We start from the raw sequence: 14,506 nt of genomic DNA, 5'->3' as shown, positions 1-14,506 counted from the left end.
GCACCCGTCCCCGCACCCGACTTCCGGCGAGGACGTGTAGATCATGCAGCCCCTGCATCTGCTTCTCGTCGAAGACAACGCACTCGATGCGGAGTTGACGATCGCCCAGCTCGAACGCGCGGACTATGCGGTCGAAGCGTCGATCGTCTACGACTCCGCGGCGTTCGTCGCCGAACTCGAGAAGAAGCGTTTCGACGTGATCCTCGCCGATTTCGTGATGCCCACGTTCTCGGGCATCGAGGCGCTGACCATCGCGAGCGAACGCACGCCGGACACGCCGTTCATCTTCGTGTCGGGGCTGCTCGGCGAGGAACATGCGGTCGACATGCTGAAGCGCGGCGCGACCGACTACGTGCTGAAGCAGCGCCTCCAGCGCCTGCCCGCCGTCGTGCGCCGCGCGATGCGCGAGAGCGCCGAACGGGCGCAGCGCATCGCCGTGGAACGCGCGCTGCGCGAAACCGAAACCCATTTCCGGCTGCTGATCGACGCGCTCAAGGACTACGCCGTCATCACGCTCGACCCGGAAGGGCGCATTCGCACCTGGAACGCCGCATCGGAGCGCATTCTGGGCTTTCCGGCGCAGGACGTGCTCGGGCAATCGGCGGATATCTTCTATAGCCAGGAAGACCGCGAGACCGGCGTGTTCGAGGCCGAATTGAACACCGCGCGCCGCGAAGGCAGCGCAAGCGACGACCGCTGGCTGTGGCGCAAGGACGGCCATTCGTTCTTCGCGTCGGGCGTGACTACCGCGATCCGCAGCGAGCATGACGAACTGATCGGCTTCTCGAAGATCGTGCGCGACGCCACCGATGCCCACATGGCCGCCGACGCGCTGCGTCTCGCGAAGGATCAGGCCGAATCGGCCAACCGCGCGAAGGACCATTTTCTGGCGGTGCTGTCGCACGAACTGCGCACGCCGCTCACGCCCATTCTGGCGGCCGTGCGCCTGCTCGAAATGAAGCATGCGCTGCCGCGCGAGGCACATCCGACGCTCGACCTGATCCGTCGCAATGTGGAACTGGAAGCGCGCCTGATCGACGATCTGCTCGATCTCACGAGCATCGCGCGCGGCAAGCTCTCGCTGAATTTCGCGAACGTCGCGCTGGACACGCTGCTGACGAGCGCGCTCGACATGTCCGAAGCCGACCTGCGCGCCAAGAGCCTCACCCTGAAGACGTACTTCGACGCGAGCCGCTTCGTCGTGCTGGGCGACGCCGCGCGCTTGCAGCAGATCGTCTGGAACCTGATGAAGAACGCGGTGAAGTTCACCCCGGCGAATGGCCGCATCGAAGTGCGCACCTGGAACCCGGATCCCGCGACCATTTCGGTTTCGGTCACGGACAGCGGCATCGGCATCAGTGCCGAGGCGCTGCCGCGCATTTTCTCGGCGTTCGAACAGGCCGACGATTCCATCACCCGTTCCTTCGGCGGTCTGGGGCTGGGACTGGCCATCGCCAGCACGCTCGCGCAGAAGCATGGCGGCACGCTGTCGGCCTACAGCGAGGGGCGCGAGAAGGGCGCGCGCTTCACCCTCACGCTGCCGCTCGCCCGCGTGCAGCCGGAGCACGAGGACACGCCGCGCGTCGAGGCGGCGCAGCAGGAACACAGCCGTGCGCTGAGAGTCCTGCTGGTGGAGGACAACGAGCAGACGTCGTCCGCCATGGCCGAAGTGCTGGAAATGCTGGGCCATCAGGTGACCGTCGCCATCACGGTGGCGGAGGCGATCGGACACGCGAAGCGCGCGTCGTTCGATCTGCTGGTCAGCGATATCGGACTGCCGGACGGCAGCGGACTCGACATCGCACGCGCCTGGACGAGCCTGCAGCCCAACAAGCCATCCGTCGCCATCACGGGCTACGGCATGGACGAGGACATTCGCCGTTGCCGCGAAGCCGGCTTCCTCGATCATCTGACCAAGCCCGTGAATTTCTCGCGGCTCGAAGGCCTGATTCAATCGCTTGCCGAGCAGTCTTCGAAATAGGCTATCGCGTCGTGCCGGCGCGGCGTGAAATTTTCGCGCCGCCGCTGCGCGTTCATGTCGATTGACGCCCGCGCCGATCGTTGTAGGGTGTGAGAGCGCCGCCACCGCCTGGCGCGCCTCGTCCACTCTCACGGAGCCGACATGTCCTCTGCTGCTACTGAACCCATTCCTCCCGGCATGCATTCGCTGACCCCGCACCTGTGCTGCGCGGACGCCGCCAAGGCCATCGACTTCTACAAGCGCGCGTTCGACGCCGTCGAAATGGGCCGCATGCCCGGCCCGGACGGCCGGCTCATGCACGCGATGGTCAAGATCGGCGATTCGATGCTGATGCTGGTCGACGAACATCCTGAATTCGGCATGCTCGGGCCGAAGGCGATCAAGGGTTCGCCGGTCACCGTGCATCTTTACGTCACGGATGTCGATGCCACGGTCAGGCAGGCGGCCGAGGCCGGCGCGAAGGTCACGATGCCCGTCGCCGACATGTTCTGGGGCGACCGCTATGGCCGTCTCGAGGATCCGTTCGGGCATCAGTGGTCGGTCGCGACGCACAAGCGCGACATGAACCCGGAAGAGATGAAGGCCGCGATGGAAAAGGGCTGCGCGCCCGGCCAATGACCCCATTCGAGAACGGAGACCCGCAGATGGACAAGATCTCGCCCTGCCTCTGGTTCAAAGGCAACGCGGAAGAAGCCGCAAATTTTTACGTCGCGACCTTCAGGGGTGCGCGCATCGCCGAAGTCATGCGCCATACGGAGGCCAGTCCTGGTCCCGCCGGCAGCGTGCTCGCCGTGCTGTTCGAACTGGAGGGCGAGGCCTTCATGGCCTTGAACGGCAATTCGCAGTTCGACTTCACGCCGGCCGTTTCGATGTTCATCAAGTGCGATACCCAGGAAGAGATCGACTACTACTGGGACAAGCTGATGGACGGCGGCAAGTCGATGGCCTGCGGCTGGCTCACCGACCGCTATGGCGTCGTCTGGCAGGTGGCGCCGAGGCGTTTGCTCAAGATGCTGCAGGACCCGGATGCGGAGAAGGCGAACCGCACGATGCGCGCGATGATGGACATGATCAAGCTGGACTTCGTCGAGCTGGAGCGGGTCTACAACGGCGCGTGACCGGACAACTCAAGTGGCGCGCTTGCGCGGGCGGCGCTCCACGAGTTTCGCCGCCATGAAGCGATGGTCCGCCGCGAAGAGCCGTCGGTAGGTCAGCACGATCGCGGCGACCACGCCGAGCGCCGAGGCTGCCGCGATCAGGAACATGATGACGATCTGATAGCGCACCGCCTGCAACGGCGACTGTCCGGCGAGCACCTGGCCGGTCATCATGCCGGGCAGGCTGACGAGGCCGACCACCGCCATCTGGTTGAGGGTGGGAATCATGCCCGCGCGCACGGCCTGGCGCGCGGGGCCTTGCGCCGCTTCCCAGCGGGTTGCGCCGAGCGCGAGCGACATCTCGACGGCGGCGCGTCCGGCGGTCAGTTCCTCGGTCATCCGCTCGATGCCGAGGGACACGCCCGTGAGCGTATTGCCGAGAATCATGCCGAGGATCGGAATCGCGTATTGCGGCTCGTACCAGGGATGAATACGGATCACGACGAACAGCCCGAACGCGCCGATCAACCAGGAACTGCCCCAGATCGACAGGATGCTGTCGACGCGCTGGCCCGCGTAAGTGCGCCGTCCGCGTCCGGATGCCGCGAAGCCGGCGATGACGGTCATCAGCGCCATCAGCGGCAGGACGACATACCAGCGGTCGAACGCAAAAACCCAGCCGAGCACATAGCCGATCAGCAGCAGCTGCACGACGGTGCGCACCGCCGCGACGGCGAGCTTGCGTTCGAGCCTGAGCTGGAGCGCGACCGACAACGCGCCATTCACCACGATCAGCAAGGCCGCCAGTCCGATATCGACGATCCCGAGATTCTGATAGCCGTTCATCGCAGGTCGCCTCCGAGCACGCCGGCGTTCATGGTCAGGTGGCGCGTGGCGACGCGCCGCGCCTGTTCCGGATCGTGCGACACCCAAATGCAGGCGCGGGCGGCATCGGCATCGAACCAGGCGGCAACGAGCGCTTCGATCGACCGCGCCGAAGCCGGGTCGAGCGAGGCGGTGGGTTCGTCGAGCAGGAGCACGTCGGGCGCGAGTTGCAAGGTGCGCACGAGCGCGGCGATCTGCGCCTCGCCGCCCGACAGCTCGCTGGCGGACTTGTCGAGGAAATCGGCGGCGCGTCCGGCCGCCTGGGCCAGCCGCGCCGCGATGTCCCGATCGAAACGCACATCTCGATAGGCCTTGAGCATGAATGGATAGCGCAGGTTGTCCTCGACGCTGCCGTCGAGCATCGCGGGACGTTGCGCGATATAGGCCACGCGCCGCCGGTACGCCGGAATGCGCGAGCGCGCGATCCGCTCCCCGCGCCAGGTCACGTAGCCTGCATCGCAAGCGTCGAGCAGCGCGAGCGTGCGCAGGAAGACGCTCTTGCCGGAGCCGGAAGGGCCCGTGATCGCGGCGCGCTCGCCGCCATACAGCGTGAAATCGGTGGGCTGAAGCAGCGTCGTGCCTCTCACGGCGTCGCGCCGCGTGACGCCGTGGGCGGTCACGAGCTCGGTCTTCGGGGAAACGCCGGGCGATGTCGCTTCGGGCATCGGATGCATGTGAGTTGGAGGGGTCGAGATCGACATCTTACGGAGTTTCAAACGGTGTCCAGAAAGGCGCGTGGACGCACGCCGGGCACATTATGTGCTGCCGCACCGAATAACGATAATACGCATGGAGAGGTCATGGCGCAGGCTGGAACGACCCGCAAAATCGGCAAGATCGCCGCCTGGTTCTTCGGCATTCTGGCGGTGCTGATTGCGATCCTGGTGGTCATTTTCCTGACCTTCGACTGGAACCGGCTGCGACCGTGGGTGGACGACAAGGTGTCCGAGGCCATCGGCCGCCGCTTCGAGATCACCGGCGACCTGAAGGTGGGCTGGCATCGTCCGCCCAACGAGACCGGATGGAAACGCTGGGTGCCATGGCCGCGCTTTTCGGCCGAGAAGATCACCATCGCGAACCCGGACTGGACGCGTCAAAAATTTTTCGCGACGCTCGACGAGATCGACTTCCAGGTCGCCGTGCTGCCCCTGCTCGCGCATGACATCGTGATTCCGTCGATCAATCTCGTGAATCCGTCCATCGATGTGGAGCGGCTCAAGGACAAGCGCAATAACTGGACGTTCAAGTTCAAGCAGTCGAACGAACCGTCCACGTGGAATCTCAAGCTTGGCGACATTTCGCTCGCGAAGGGCACCGTGAGCCTGCGTGACGAAGTCACCAAGGCTGACATGCAAGCGGTCATCGATACGCTCGGCCAGCCCGTGCCCATCGGTGAAGTCATGAAGCAGCAGGAAGCGGCGTCGGCGAAGTCTTCGGCCGAGATGGTCGGCAAGAGCGGCGCGGCGAAGCTCAACAAGCAGGCCGATGCGGCGGCGGCTTCGGAAGCGTCGGCCGCATCGGCGGCGTCCGCTGCGGCAGCGGCGAATGCATCGGCGCCTAATCCGGCGAGCACGTCAGCGAACACCAGCATCACCACCAAGGACGCTCCTAAGCCGCCGGTTCCCCCCTATGCGTTCGGCTGGACCGTGAAGGGGACGTACAACGGCGGCAAGGTGTCCGGCGACGGCAAGCTGGGCGGCGTGCTCGCGGTACAGGACGCACAGCGGCCGTTCCCTGTGCAGGCCGACGTGCGCCTCGGCGACACGCATATCGCCTTCGTGGGCACCGTGACCGATCCTGCGCATCTCGCGGCGCTCGACCTGCGCCTGTGGATCCAGGCCGTCAGCATGGCGCATCTGTATCCATTTACTGGCGTGACGCTGCCCGAGACGCCGCCGTTCGCAACCGAAGGGCGTCTGACCGGACAGTTCCGCGAAGACGGCAACGTGTTCCATTACGAGAACTTCACGGGACGCGTGGGCGGCAGCGATATCAACGGTTCGCTGGTCTATGCGGGCAAGAAGCCGCGTCCGCTGCTGCAGGGCGAACTGGTGTCGCATCTGTTGCAGTTCAAGGATCTCGCGCCGATCATCGGCGCCGATTCCAACGCGAGCAAGGCCAAGCGCGGCGAGACGGAGAAGCAGCCATCGTCGAAGGCGCTGCCGACCGAGGAGTTCAAGACCGATCGCTGGAAGTCCATCGACGCCGATGTGAAGTTCACCGGCGAGCGCATCATCAAGGACCCGGACCTGCCGATCACGAACCTGTACACGCACGTGGTGATGAACGATGGGGTGTTGTCGTTCGAGCCGCTGAAGTTTGGCGTGGCGGGGGGCTCGCTGGCATCGAACATTCATCTCGACGGCAGCGCAGCGCCGCTCAAGGGACGCGTGTCGGCGCAGGCGCGGCATCTGAAGCTCAAGCAGCTGTTCCCGACCAACAAGACGATGCAGTCGGCGCTGGGTGAAATCAATGGCGATGCGGCGTTGTCCGCTACCGGCAATTCGCCGGCGGCGCTGGCGGCGACATCGAACGGCGAAGTGAAGGCGTTGGTCACCGAAGGCACCGTCAGCCGGCTTTACATGGAAGCAGCCGGGTTGAACGTGGCGAACGTGGTGTACGAGAAGCTGTTCGGCAAGCGTGATGTGAACATCAACTGCGCGGCGGCGGATTTTGTCGTGACGGATGGCGTGCTCGATTCACGCGTCTTCGCGCTCGACACCGATGATGCAGTCATCAACGTCGACGGCACGATCAATCTCAAGACCGAAGCCATGGATCTCGGCATCCACCCGCACACGAAGGGCGTGCGGATCTTCTCGCTGCGCTCGCCGCTGTATGTGAAGGGCACGTTCAAGGATCCGCATATCGGCGTGAGTCCGGTGCTGGCGATACGCGGGGCGGCGGCGGTCGGGCTGGGGCTGATCAATCCGTTCGCGGCGCTGATTCCGTTGATTGCGCCGAGCAACAACAAGCCGCTGCCGTGCCAGCAGATGCTTGCTGATATCGGCAAGGCACCGACCGCGCCGCCTGCGGGACAGAAGGAGAAGGCCAAGGCGGCGCCGGCTTATATGTCGTCGGGGGCGGCGGCGAGTGATCAGGGCGCGAAGAAGAAGCCGGCGGCGCCGGTGGGGGCTAGTGCCGCGCAGTATAAGGGGAGTTGACTTACGTCGCGTCAGCAAGGGAGTGCTGATTCCGCCGCTTTAGAAAGGGGAGGCTTGGGGAACGTGCTTGCCTCGCTCCGACAAGGCGCGGATAACCACGCAATCCGTCTTGCAAGACGAATAAAGGCTTGACGCGCTCGCTCGTTCAGCACGAGCGAGACGCGGGTTCCGCTTTGCTACAGGCTTCCAACCTGTCCGCTGCGCATGCAATGAGATTTCGCAGAATAGGACAAACCTGCTTTTGATTGCGTGTTTATGTTTGTGAAATTGTGTCCCGGACGGGCGTGATCTGTTGCTTTATGGCAGGCAGATAAAGATCGACATGCCGAGGGCTAGTAGCCGTTTCCGCGGCACGCAAAGAGGCGATGCAATAGGAGTTCTCCACAGGCCGCGTGGAAAGCCCTGTGGAAAACCGCTGGGTGACTTCCTCAGTCATTTGAATTCTTTGGGAAATCCAGACGTGGTGCGGATCGAACCAAGATCGTCACCAGGCAAACCAGTGCAATCGAAGCCTGACTTATCCACATATTCTGTGGACAGCGCTGTTGAAAAGGCCGGGGGATCGGCCTAAGTCTTTGACGGCGAACGATTAGTATGACGTGCCCGAAGGGCAGCACACATGTACGCTACGCTTCCATACGCGCACCAGCACTCAACTCGACAGCCCCAGCCCGCCATTACTCCCCAGCAACTGCTCGACCGAATCCGCATCCGCATAATCCTGCTCGGGCAGTCCGTCGAAAAGCGTGACGACATCATTGCTGACGCCGGCTTCGCGCGCGGCGTCGACGATGGCGTCCTTGTTGGCGGGATACTTCACGAGGCGCAGCACTTGCGCGATCTCATCGTCGATCGGCTCATCGTTCAAGGCGTGTTTTGAGTGCGTGTCGGTCATTGCGCTGACTTGATTAGTTGATGATTCGGAGAAAACCACTCGTCAGGTCTGCACCTGAACCGGCTGGCTAGCCATACCGTGATTCGGCGTACGCGACTTCGGCAGCGGCACGTGGCGCCAGCGCGCGTGATCGAGGTCCTGCGCGGCAACTTCAGGCGCCGGCGGCGCAACCGGAGCGACATTGACGCGCAGGGCGGCGCGTGTCGCGGTGGCGGCGGCGGTGGATTCGTCGGTGGAACTCGTATGCAGCGGCGCGGCATAGCACGAGACCGACACCAGGGCCATCGACAACAACGTTGAGGTCTTCATCGGGCAACCCCTCCTCACGTAGGCAGCGAGATGCATCAAGCAAAGCCTGTGCCGATGCTCGCATGACCTGCCTGGCCGCGCGCCGCGACCGCCTGAGCGGGCTGCGCACGGGCGCGACGTGCGGGCGTCGCGCGGACGTACTTCGAGTGAAATGTGAAGTGGACCCGGACCGCGCGCAGGACGCACGCAAGCGGCACGCCGCGCCGCAAAATTGCACGGCTGCGCAGTTTCAGCGCGACGTCGGATTCAAACGGAAGTATGCGTCCAGCAGCGAGGTTTTGTACACGACCCCCAGCAGCAGTGGCTGGCTCTTGTTCTCGACCACCGGCAGACGCTCGCCCTGGAACGCGAGGAAGTGCTGCAGCGCCTCGCCCAGCGACATGTCGGGCATCAGCACGTCGAATTGCGGCTGAAGATAGTCGGCGGCGGTCTTGGCTTGCGTGTCGTGCTCGTCGAGCAGGTCGGAGGTGATGTCCTTCAGCGCGACCACGCCACGAAAACGGCCGGCTTCATCGACGACATACAGATACTTCACCGGATACTCGAGGAACACGCGCGTCATGTCCTTGATGTTCGCCGTGAGCGGCACGACGGTATCGGCGGGCTTGACGAGCTCGCGCATCTGCGTGGCGGCCAGACGCACGCGCTCCTTCTCCTCGCGGTTGCGGCGCAGCGTGACTTCGTACATCGAGGTCTGCTCCGAGGTGCGCGCAATGAAGTACGCAATCACGCACGACAGCATCAGCGGCAGCATCACCTGATACGAGAGCGTCATCTCGAAGATCATCAGGATGGCCATCAGCGGCGCGTGCGTGGCGGCGGCGAGAAACGCGCCCATGCCGACCATCGCATAGGCGTAGGGCGCCGAGGTGGCATGCGGCCAGATGGCATGCGCGCCGATGCCGAACAGGCAGCCCACCACGGCGCCAAAGAACAGCGTCGGCGTGAAGATCCCGCCGACCGCGCCGGAACCGGCGGTGGCGGCCGTCGCGATGATCTTGAAGAGCAGCAGCGTGAGCAGCGTGGTCCAGGTCCATTGCTCATGCAGCAGCGAATTCACGACTTCATAGCCGTTGCCCCAGACTTCGGGCCACCAGATCGAGATCACGCCGACGATCAGCCCGCCCGCCGCGAGCCGCACGGGCAAGGGCCACGGCAACATGGCGAAGCGTTTCTTCGAGGCGCTGAGCAGCCGCAGGAATTGCGGCGCGAGCACGCCGCAAAACAGGCCGAGCACGACGAAGAGCAGCACTTCGACACCGGTGACGGTGGGGAAGACCGGCATCTCGTACGGCGGCCGATAACCGGCGAACTCGCGCATCGTGATGTTGGCAACCACCGACGACACGACGATGGGCCCGAAGCTTTCCATCGCCATGGAGCCGAGCACGAGTTCGGTGACGAAGAAGGCGCCGGCGATCGGCGCGTTGTAGGCCGAGGTGATCCCGGCGGCCGCGCCGCACGCGACCAGCAGGCGCAAGCGCGGCGGATCGAAGTGGACCCAGCGGCCGATCAGCGACGACACGAGCGCGGCGAGCTGGACCATGGAGCCTTCGCGGCCGATCGAACCGCCGCTCGAAATGGTGATGAGCGAGGACAGGCTGCGCCAGAAGCTCTGCCAGACCGGCACGACGCCATCGCCGATGGTGACGGCTTCCATGTAGTCGGTGCTCGCGTTCTTGTTGACGCGGCGGCGCGCGATCAGCAGGCAGAAGCCCGCGATGACGCCGCCCGCGGCGGGCAGCAGCATGCGCACGGGCCAGGGCAGGCCGAGCGCGAGCGCCACGAGTCCTTCCGAACGATTACCCAGCAGATGTTGCAGGATCTCGATGCCTTCGCGAAACAGCGCCGTGGCGAACGCGCCGGCCACGCCGACCACGACTGCCCAGACGAGCATCGTATGCGAGTCCGACAGACGAAAGAGCCGTTGGGCGCGGGTACGGAGCTTGAGCAGGAACGAAAGCACTTTTGCGAAATCGTGGAAAGCTTAGAAGGAAATGGAATAAGGACGCCCGCAAGGATAGCATTGCAAGGCGGGTCTGCGGGCTTCGGGACATCGAAGAAAAACGCCCGGCGAACGCGTCAGCCGGGCGGCTATGTACGGATGCTATGCGTGGCGGCATGCGCCGCGCATCGCTATCACCATTTCGGCGCGAACGAAGGATTGGCGTTGCGCCGGCCTTCGTCGAGGGCATCGATCTGGGCGATGTCGTCGGCGTCGAGCTTGAGTTTCTGCGCGTCCCAGTTGCTTTGCTGATGCTCCGGATTCGTCGAGGCCGACAACACCACGATATCCCGCGCCAGCAGCCACGCGAACGTGACCTGCGCAGGCGTGACATTGTGTTTCGCGGCGATCGCCTTGAGCGTCATGTCCTTGTGCGCGCGGCCTTCGCCGAGCGGCATGTACGCCGTCACCTTGATGCCGGACTTCTGCGTCGCATCGACGAGCGCCCGGTTCGCGAGGAACGGGCTCACTTCGATCTGATTGGTGACGATGTCCTTGCCGCCCGGCGCCGCCAGCGCTTCCTCGAGCAGCGGCGCGGTGAAGTTGGACACGCCGTAGTGGCGGATCAGCCCCAGTTGCTGCGCTTCCTGCAGCGCCGCGAGCGTTTCGGCGATCGGCACCGCGCCCTTGGGTGACGGCCAGTGGACCAGCGCGAGATCGATCGTGCCGATGTCGAGTTTCGCGTGACTGTCCTTCAGGCTGGCAATCAGCGCGTCGCGCGACAGCCGCTCCCACCAGACCTTGGTCGTGACCCAGACATCGTCGCGCGCGATGCCCGAATCGCGCACGCCCTGGCCCACGGCGGCTTCGTTGTTGTAGTACTGCGCGGTGTCGATATGGCGGTAGCCGATGCCGATTGCGCTCTTTACAGCTTCCGTGGTCTTGGCGGCATCGACGCGAAACGTGCCGAGACCGAAGGAAGGAATCGTTTCGATCATGCTGGCTCCTTGCTGAGTCGGGAGTGGATGGGCGTCAGGCGCGCGTGGTTCATCGTGGCTCACGCGTCCTGATCGAGTTCGGGGTAGTGCCTGAAGATGCCGGATTCGTTGAACGGCAGACGCCGGTCCGAATCCACGTAGGCGGCAATGTTGGGCCGTTGCAGCACGGCATCGTGCAGCGCCGCCACGCGCGGATACTGCTCGCCGAAGCGCTTCATCGCGCGCGGAAACGCGTAATGCAGGCCATCGACGATCTGGAACATGGACAGGTCCACATAGCTGGTCTGGTCGCCGATCATCTGCGTGTCGCCCGCGGGATTCTGCTTCAGCACGCGTTCAAAATAGCCCATGAACTTCGGGACGCGCTTGTCGAGGAAATTCCGCGTGCGGATCTTCGCGGCGTCCTTCTGATCTTCATAGTAGAGGTCGGTGGCCAGCGGATGATGCGTGTCGTGCACTTCGGCAACGAAATCCGCGATGGTCAACTGCAGGCCATTGGCCACGTAGCGCAGGCCCTCATTCTGCGGCGCCAGGCCCAGCTTGGGACCGAGATAGAGCAGGATGTTCGCGACGTGCGGCACGATCAGCTCGCCGTCCTTCAGGAACGGCGGTGCGAACGGAATATGCGGCTCGGTCTTGCTGTCGAGGATTCTCATCATCGCATTCATGCCGTAGCCGCTTTTCTTCGACTCGCGCGCGACCTCGATGTACGGCGCGCCGGCATCTTCCAGCGCCAGCCGGACGAATTCGCCGCGGCCCTGCAATCCGTCCCAGTAATGGAGTTCGTAAGGCATGAGTTGGGCTCCTTGTCGGGGAATGCCGCGCCGGGGTTCACGAGCGGAGCAGCGTTATCATGCTCGTCGCGAACGGCGCGGACGAAGGAACAGGCGAGCAACATGCGTACCCGTAAGCCGTGGATGCCATGAGCGGCTGAAGATCAGGCAAAATCGATGGTTTCGGATCGACTCGCTAGCGGAGAAGTAATGGACAAGCAAGGTTTCACCACAGGCATCGTTCACGGCGACAGGCAGCCCGGCGCGGAACACGGCGGCGTGCGTCAGCCGATCCATACATCGGTGCAGTATGGCTTCGAGCGCGTGGAAGATCTGATCGGCGTGTTCCAGGGCACGAAGAAGGGCGGCTTCAACTACGCCCGTCAGGGCACGCCGACCACGGCCGCGCTGGAGCGCAAGATCACGAGCCTGGAGCAGGGCGTCGGGTCCATCTGCTTCGGCACGGGCATGGCCGCGCTCTCCGCGGTGTTCCTGACGCTGCTGCGCGCGGGCGATCACCTCGTGTCGAGCCGCTATGTGTTCGGCAACACCAACAGCGTGTTCGGCACGCTCAGGACGCTCGGCATCGAAGTGACCACGGTCGATGCCACCTCCGCCGACAACGTCGCGAACGCCATCAAGCCGAACACGCGCATGGTGTTCGTCGAGACCATCGCGAATCCGGGCACGCAGATTCCCGATCTCGAAGGCATCGGCGCACTGTGCCGCGCGCGCGGTCTCGCCTATGTCGTCGACAACACCATCACGTCGCCGGCGCTGTTCGTGCCGAAGGCCGTGGGCGCGAGCCTCGTCGTCAATTCGCTGACCAAGACCATCGCGGGACACGGCGCCGCGCTCGGCGGCGCGGTGACCGATACCGGCCTGTTCGACTGGAGCAAGTATCCGAACATCGCCGACGATTACCGCGGCTCTGCGCCGAAGGAACAAGGGCTGTTGCAGGTTCGCAAGAAGGGACTGCGCGACATGGGCGGCTCGCTTTCGTCGGAGCAGGCGCATTCCATCGCGATGGGCGCGGAGACGCTCGCGCTGCGCGTCGCCCGGTGCAGCGACAACGCGCTCGCGCTGGCGCGCTTTCTCGAAGGGCACGAGGCCATCGGCCGCGTGTTTTATCCGGGGCTGGAAAGTCATCCGCAGTATGCGATCGCGCAGAAGCTGTTCAAGGGCGCGTCCTGGCTGCTGTCGTTTGAACTGCGTCGCGCGGACCGCATGATCGACGTCGTCAATGCGCTGAAGCTGCCGATCAAGGCGACCGGACTCGGCGATACGCGCACGCTGATCATCCCGGTTGCGCCGACCATCTTTTACGAAGCCGGCGCCGAAGTACGCAAGTCGATGGGCATCTCGGACGGCATGCTGCGGCTCTCGGCGGGCATCGAGGATACCGCGGACCTGATCGCCGACTTCGGTCAGGCGCTCAAGCTGGCCGTGTAAGCCGCTAACGCGTGCCTTCCCGGGCACGCGTTGTTTATGCTGCGGATCAGCCGATCACGAAGCCCGAGCGTAGTAGATGTTCTGCGGGTGGCGCGCTTCGGCGAAGAAGAACCAGCGTTCTGCGACTAGCCCCAGATACTGCGTGACGAAGGCCACGCAGAACAGCGCGGCGGACTGCGCGCCGATGCCCGCGAGCATCAGCACGAAGGGCACGCCGAACGCGCCGATCAGGAAGGTCCACTTGATGCGGCGGATCGCCTGCACGGTCTGTCCATGGAAGAACTCGCGCAGGTTGAAGGCGCCCGCCGTGAAGCCGCGCGATTTCTGCACGACGTTGGGCCCCTTGATGCCTGTCGCGCTCTGCACGGTGGACTTGGGCCGCAGACGCGCATTACGCTGCAAGGACGCGACACGCGCCACACAACCGGCGAGCGTCAGCGTGCAGGCGCAGGCCGCGAGTCCCGCCGCAAGCGACGGCGCGAGCCATGCGGCGCAAGCGCTGGCGAGCGTGAAACCAGATGCGCAGCCGAGCAGTACGAAGTTGACCAGCGTGAGCGGCGTTGCCCATTCCTGGAGGAAGCGCAGGCATGCATAGATCATCGCGGTGCAGACGAACAGCGCGGCCGCCGCGAGCACGCCGATCAAGCCGATGGCCAGCGACCACGTCGCGCCGAGCCAGTGCGCAAAACCATAGAGCGCGGCGCAGCCGAGAAAGGCCGGCAGGGCCAGGCATTCGCGCGAGAGCCACGAGGTGCGCCACATCGCGATGGCGCGCCACGCGCGTTCCGGATGGCCGAGGTGAAAGAACGACGCGATCAGCCCGAGGCCGCCGAGCGCCACGGCAACGGCCGCGCCGATGACGAAGAAGGTCTGCGACGGCCCGGCGAACAGGCCGATGCGCGCCAGCAGTTCCACGCCGACGAGCGCGATCAGCAGGCCTTGCGCGGCGCCGCTCAGGGTCGTGAGGAACACGACAGAAAACGCGGGTTTCATGAGGATGCTCCGTG

Annotated in this window: 13 protein-coding genes; 5 read left to right on the top strand and 8 right to left on the bottom strand. The window is 64.5% G+C overall.

Annotation, left to right across the window (positions count from 1 at the left end; translation table 11 throughout):
- The first annotated feature begins 43 nt into the window (after positions 1-43).
- The 3 genes from QCE62_RS08295 (at position 44) to QCE62_RS08285 (ending at position 3,099) form a co-directional block, all read left to right on the top strand.
- Positions 44-1,981 carry a response regulator gene (locus tag QCE62_RS08295; RefSeq protein ID WP_309916477.1) on the top strand — a complete coding sequence of 646 codons (1,938 nt, stop codon included), beginning with the start codon at positions 44-46 and terminating at the stop codon, positions 1,979-1,981.
- Between the two features lie 141 nt (positions 1,982-2,122).
- Positions 2,123-2,599: a VOC family protein gene (locus tag QCE62_RS08290; protein WP_309916474.1), complete on the top strand. Its 477-nt coding sequence runs from the start codon at positions 2,123-2,125 to the stop codon at positions 2,597-2,599.
- A gap of 26 nt (positions 2,600-2,625) precedes the next feature.
- Positions 2,626-3,099 carry a VOC family protein gene (locus QCE62_RS08285; protein ID WP_309916471.1) on the top strand — a complete coding sequence of 158 codons (474 nt, stop codon included), beginning with the start codon at positions 2,626-2,628 and terminating at the stop codon, positions 3,097-3,099.
- 9 nt (positions 3,100-3,108) lie between these two features.
- On the opposite strand, the gene QCE62_RS08280 is transcribed toward QCE62_RS08285, so the two are convergent.
- Positions 3,109-3,924: an ABC transporter permease gene (locus tag QCE62_RS08280; protein WP_309916467.1), complete on the bottom strand. Its 816-nt coding sequence runs from the start codon at positions 3,922-3,924 to the stop codon at positions 3,109-3,111.
- Complete coding sequence (locus QCE62_RS08275; protein ID WP_309919722.1) at positions 3,921-4,628, bottom strand: ATP-binding cassette domain-containing protein; 708 nt, start codon at positions 4,626-4,628, stop codon at positions 3,921-3,923. Before QCE62_RS08275 ends, QCE62_RS08280 begins: the two co-directional genes overlap by 4 nt.
- Before the next feature lie 135 nt (positions 4,629-4,763).
- Between QCE62_RS08275 and QCE62_RS08270 the strand changes: the two genes are divergently transcribed.
- Positions 4,764-7,127 (top strand): AsmA family protein, encoded by a 2,364-nt coding sequence (locus QCE62_RS08270; RefSeq protein WP_309916464.1) that lies wholly within the window; start codon positions 4,764-4,766, stop codon positions 7,125-7,127.
- Positions 7,128-7,779: 652 nt separating this feature from the next.
- Here QCE62_RS08270 and QCE62_RS08265 read toward each other — a convergent pair.
- From QCE62_RS08265 to QCE62_RS08245, 5 genes are all read right to left on the bottom strand, one after another.
- Positions 7,780-8,022: a DUF2795 domain-containing protein gene (locus tag QCE62_RS08265; RefSeq protein ID WP_309919720.1), complete on the bottom strand. Its 243-nt coding sequence runs from the start codon at positions 8,020-8,022 to the stop codon at positions 7,780-7,782.
- 42 nt (positions 8,023-8,064) lie between these two features.
- Positions 8,065-8,331 carry a hypothetical protein gene (locus QCE62_RS08260; protein ID WP_309808442.1) on the bottom strand — a complete coding sequence of 89 codons (267 nt, stop codon included), beginning with the start codon at positions 8,329-8,331 and terminating at the stop codon, positions 8,065-8,067.
- Positions 8,332-8,560: 229 nt separating this feature from the next.
- A complete protein-coding gene (locus tag QCE62_RS08255; protein ID WP_309916461.1) occupies positions 8,561-10,297 on the bottom strand; it encodes a ClcB-like voltage-gated chloride channel protein in 1,737 nt (578 codons plus the stop codon).
- A 173-nt stretch (positions 10,298-10,470) separates the two neighbouring features.
- The gene (locus tag QCE62_RS08250) at positions 10,471-11,274 is read right to left on the bottom strand and encodes an aldo/keto reductase (RefSeq protein WP_309916458.1); all 804 of its coding nucleotides are present in this window, start codon (positions 11,272-11,274) and stop codon (positions 10,471-10,473) included.
- Positions 11,275-11,333: 59 nt separating this feature from the next.
- Positions 11,334-12,068: a glutathione S-transferase family protein gene (locus tag QCE62_RS08245; RefSeq protein WP_309916455.1), complete on the bottom strand. Its 735-nt coding sequence runs from the start codon at positions 12,066-12,068 to the stop codon at positions 11,334-11,336.
- Positions 12,069-12,257: 189 nt separating this feature from the next.
- Here QCE62_RS08245 and QCE62_RS08240 point away from each other — a divergent pair, with 189 nt between their 5' ends.
- Positions 12,258-13,499, top strand: coding sequence for a cystathionine gamma-synthase family protein (locus QCE62_RS08240; protein ID WP_309916452.1), 1,242 nt, complete (start codon positions 12,258-12,260; stop codon positions 13,497-13,499).
- Positions 13,500-13,553: 54 nt separating this feature from the next.
- On the opposite strand, the gene QCE62_RS08235 is transcribed toward QCE62_RS08240, so the two are convergent.
- Positions 13,554-14,492 carry a DmsC/YnfH family molybdoenzyme membrane anchor subunit gene (locus QCE62_RS08235; protein WP_309916450.1) on the bottom strand — a complete coding sequence of 313 codons (939 nt, stop codon included), beginning with the start codon at positions 14,490-14,492 and terminating at the stop codon, positions 13,554-13,556.
- Positions 14,493-14,506 lie beyond the last annotated feature (14 nt).

This window comes from Caballeronia sp. LZ033 (assembly GCF_031451265.1).
Lineage (GTDB): Bacteria > Pseudomonadota > Gammaproteobacteria > Burkholderiales > Burkholderiaceae > Caballeronia.
Note: the sequence above shows the minus strand (reverse complement) of the source record. Positions and strands in the feature narration are given on the sequence as shown.

Excerpts from the sequence above, each read along its gene's own strand:
- QCE62_RS08295 (WP_309916477.1), top strand. The coding sequence starts at position 44 with ATGCAGCCCCTGCATCTGCTTCTCGTCGAAGACAACGCACTCGATGCG.
- QCE62_RS08290 (WP_309916474.1), top strand. The coding sequence starts at position 2,123 with ATGTCCTCTGCTGCTACTGAACCCATTCCTCCCGGCATGCATTCGCTG.
- QCE62_RS08285 (WP_309916471.1), top strand. The coding sequence starts at position 2,626 with ATGGACAAGATCTCGCCCTGCCTCTGGTTCAAAGGCAACGCGGAAGAA.
- QCE62_RS08280 (WP_309916467.1), bottom strand. The coding sequence starts at position 3,924 with ATGAACGGCTATCAGAATCTCGGGATCGTCGATATCGGACTGGCGGCC.
- QCE62_RS08275 (WP_309919722.1), bottom strand. The coding sequence starts at position 4,628 with ATGCCCGAAGCGACATCGCCCGGCGTTTCCCCGAAGACCGAGCTCGTG.
- QCE62_RS08270 (WP_309916464.1), top strand. The coding sequence starts at position 4,764 with ATGGCGCAGGCTGGAACGACCCGCAAAATCGGCAAGATCGCCGCCTGG.
- QCE62_RS08265 (WP_309919720.1), bottom strand. The coding sequence starts at position 8,022 with ATGACCGACACGCACTCAAAACACGCCTTGAACGATGAGCCGATCGAC.
- QCE62_RS08260 (WP_309808442.1), bottom strand. The coding sequence starts at position 8,331 with ATGAAGACCTCAACGTTGTTGTCGATGGCCCTGGTGTCGGTCTCGTGC.
- QCE62_RS08250 (WP_309916458.1), bottom strand. The coding sequence starts at position 11,274 with ATGATCGAAACGATTCCTTCCTTCGGTCTCGGCACGTTTCGCGTCGAT.
- QCE62_RS08245 (WP_309916455.1), bottom strand. The coding sequence starts at position 12,068 with ATGCCTTACGAACTCCATTACTGGGACGGATTGCAGGGCCGCGGCGAA.
- QCE62_RS08240 (WP_309916452.1), top strand. The coding sequence starts at position 12,258 with ATGGACAAGCAAGGTTTCACCACAGGCATCGTTCACGGCGACAGGCAG.
- QCE62_RS08235 (WP_309916450.1), bottom strand. The coding sequence starts at position 14,492 with ATGAAACCCGCGTTTTCTGTCGTGTTCCTCACGACCCTGAGCGGCGCC.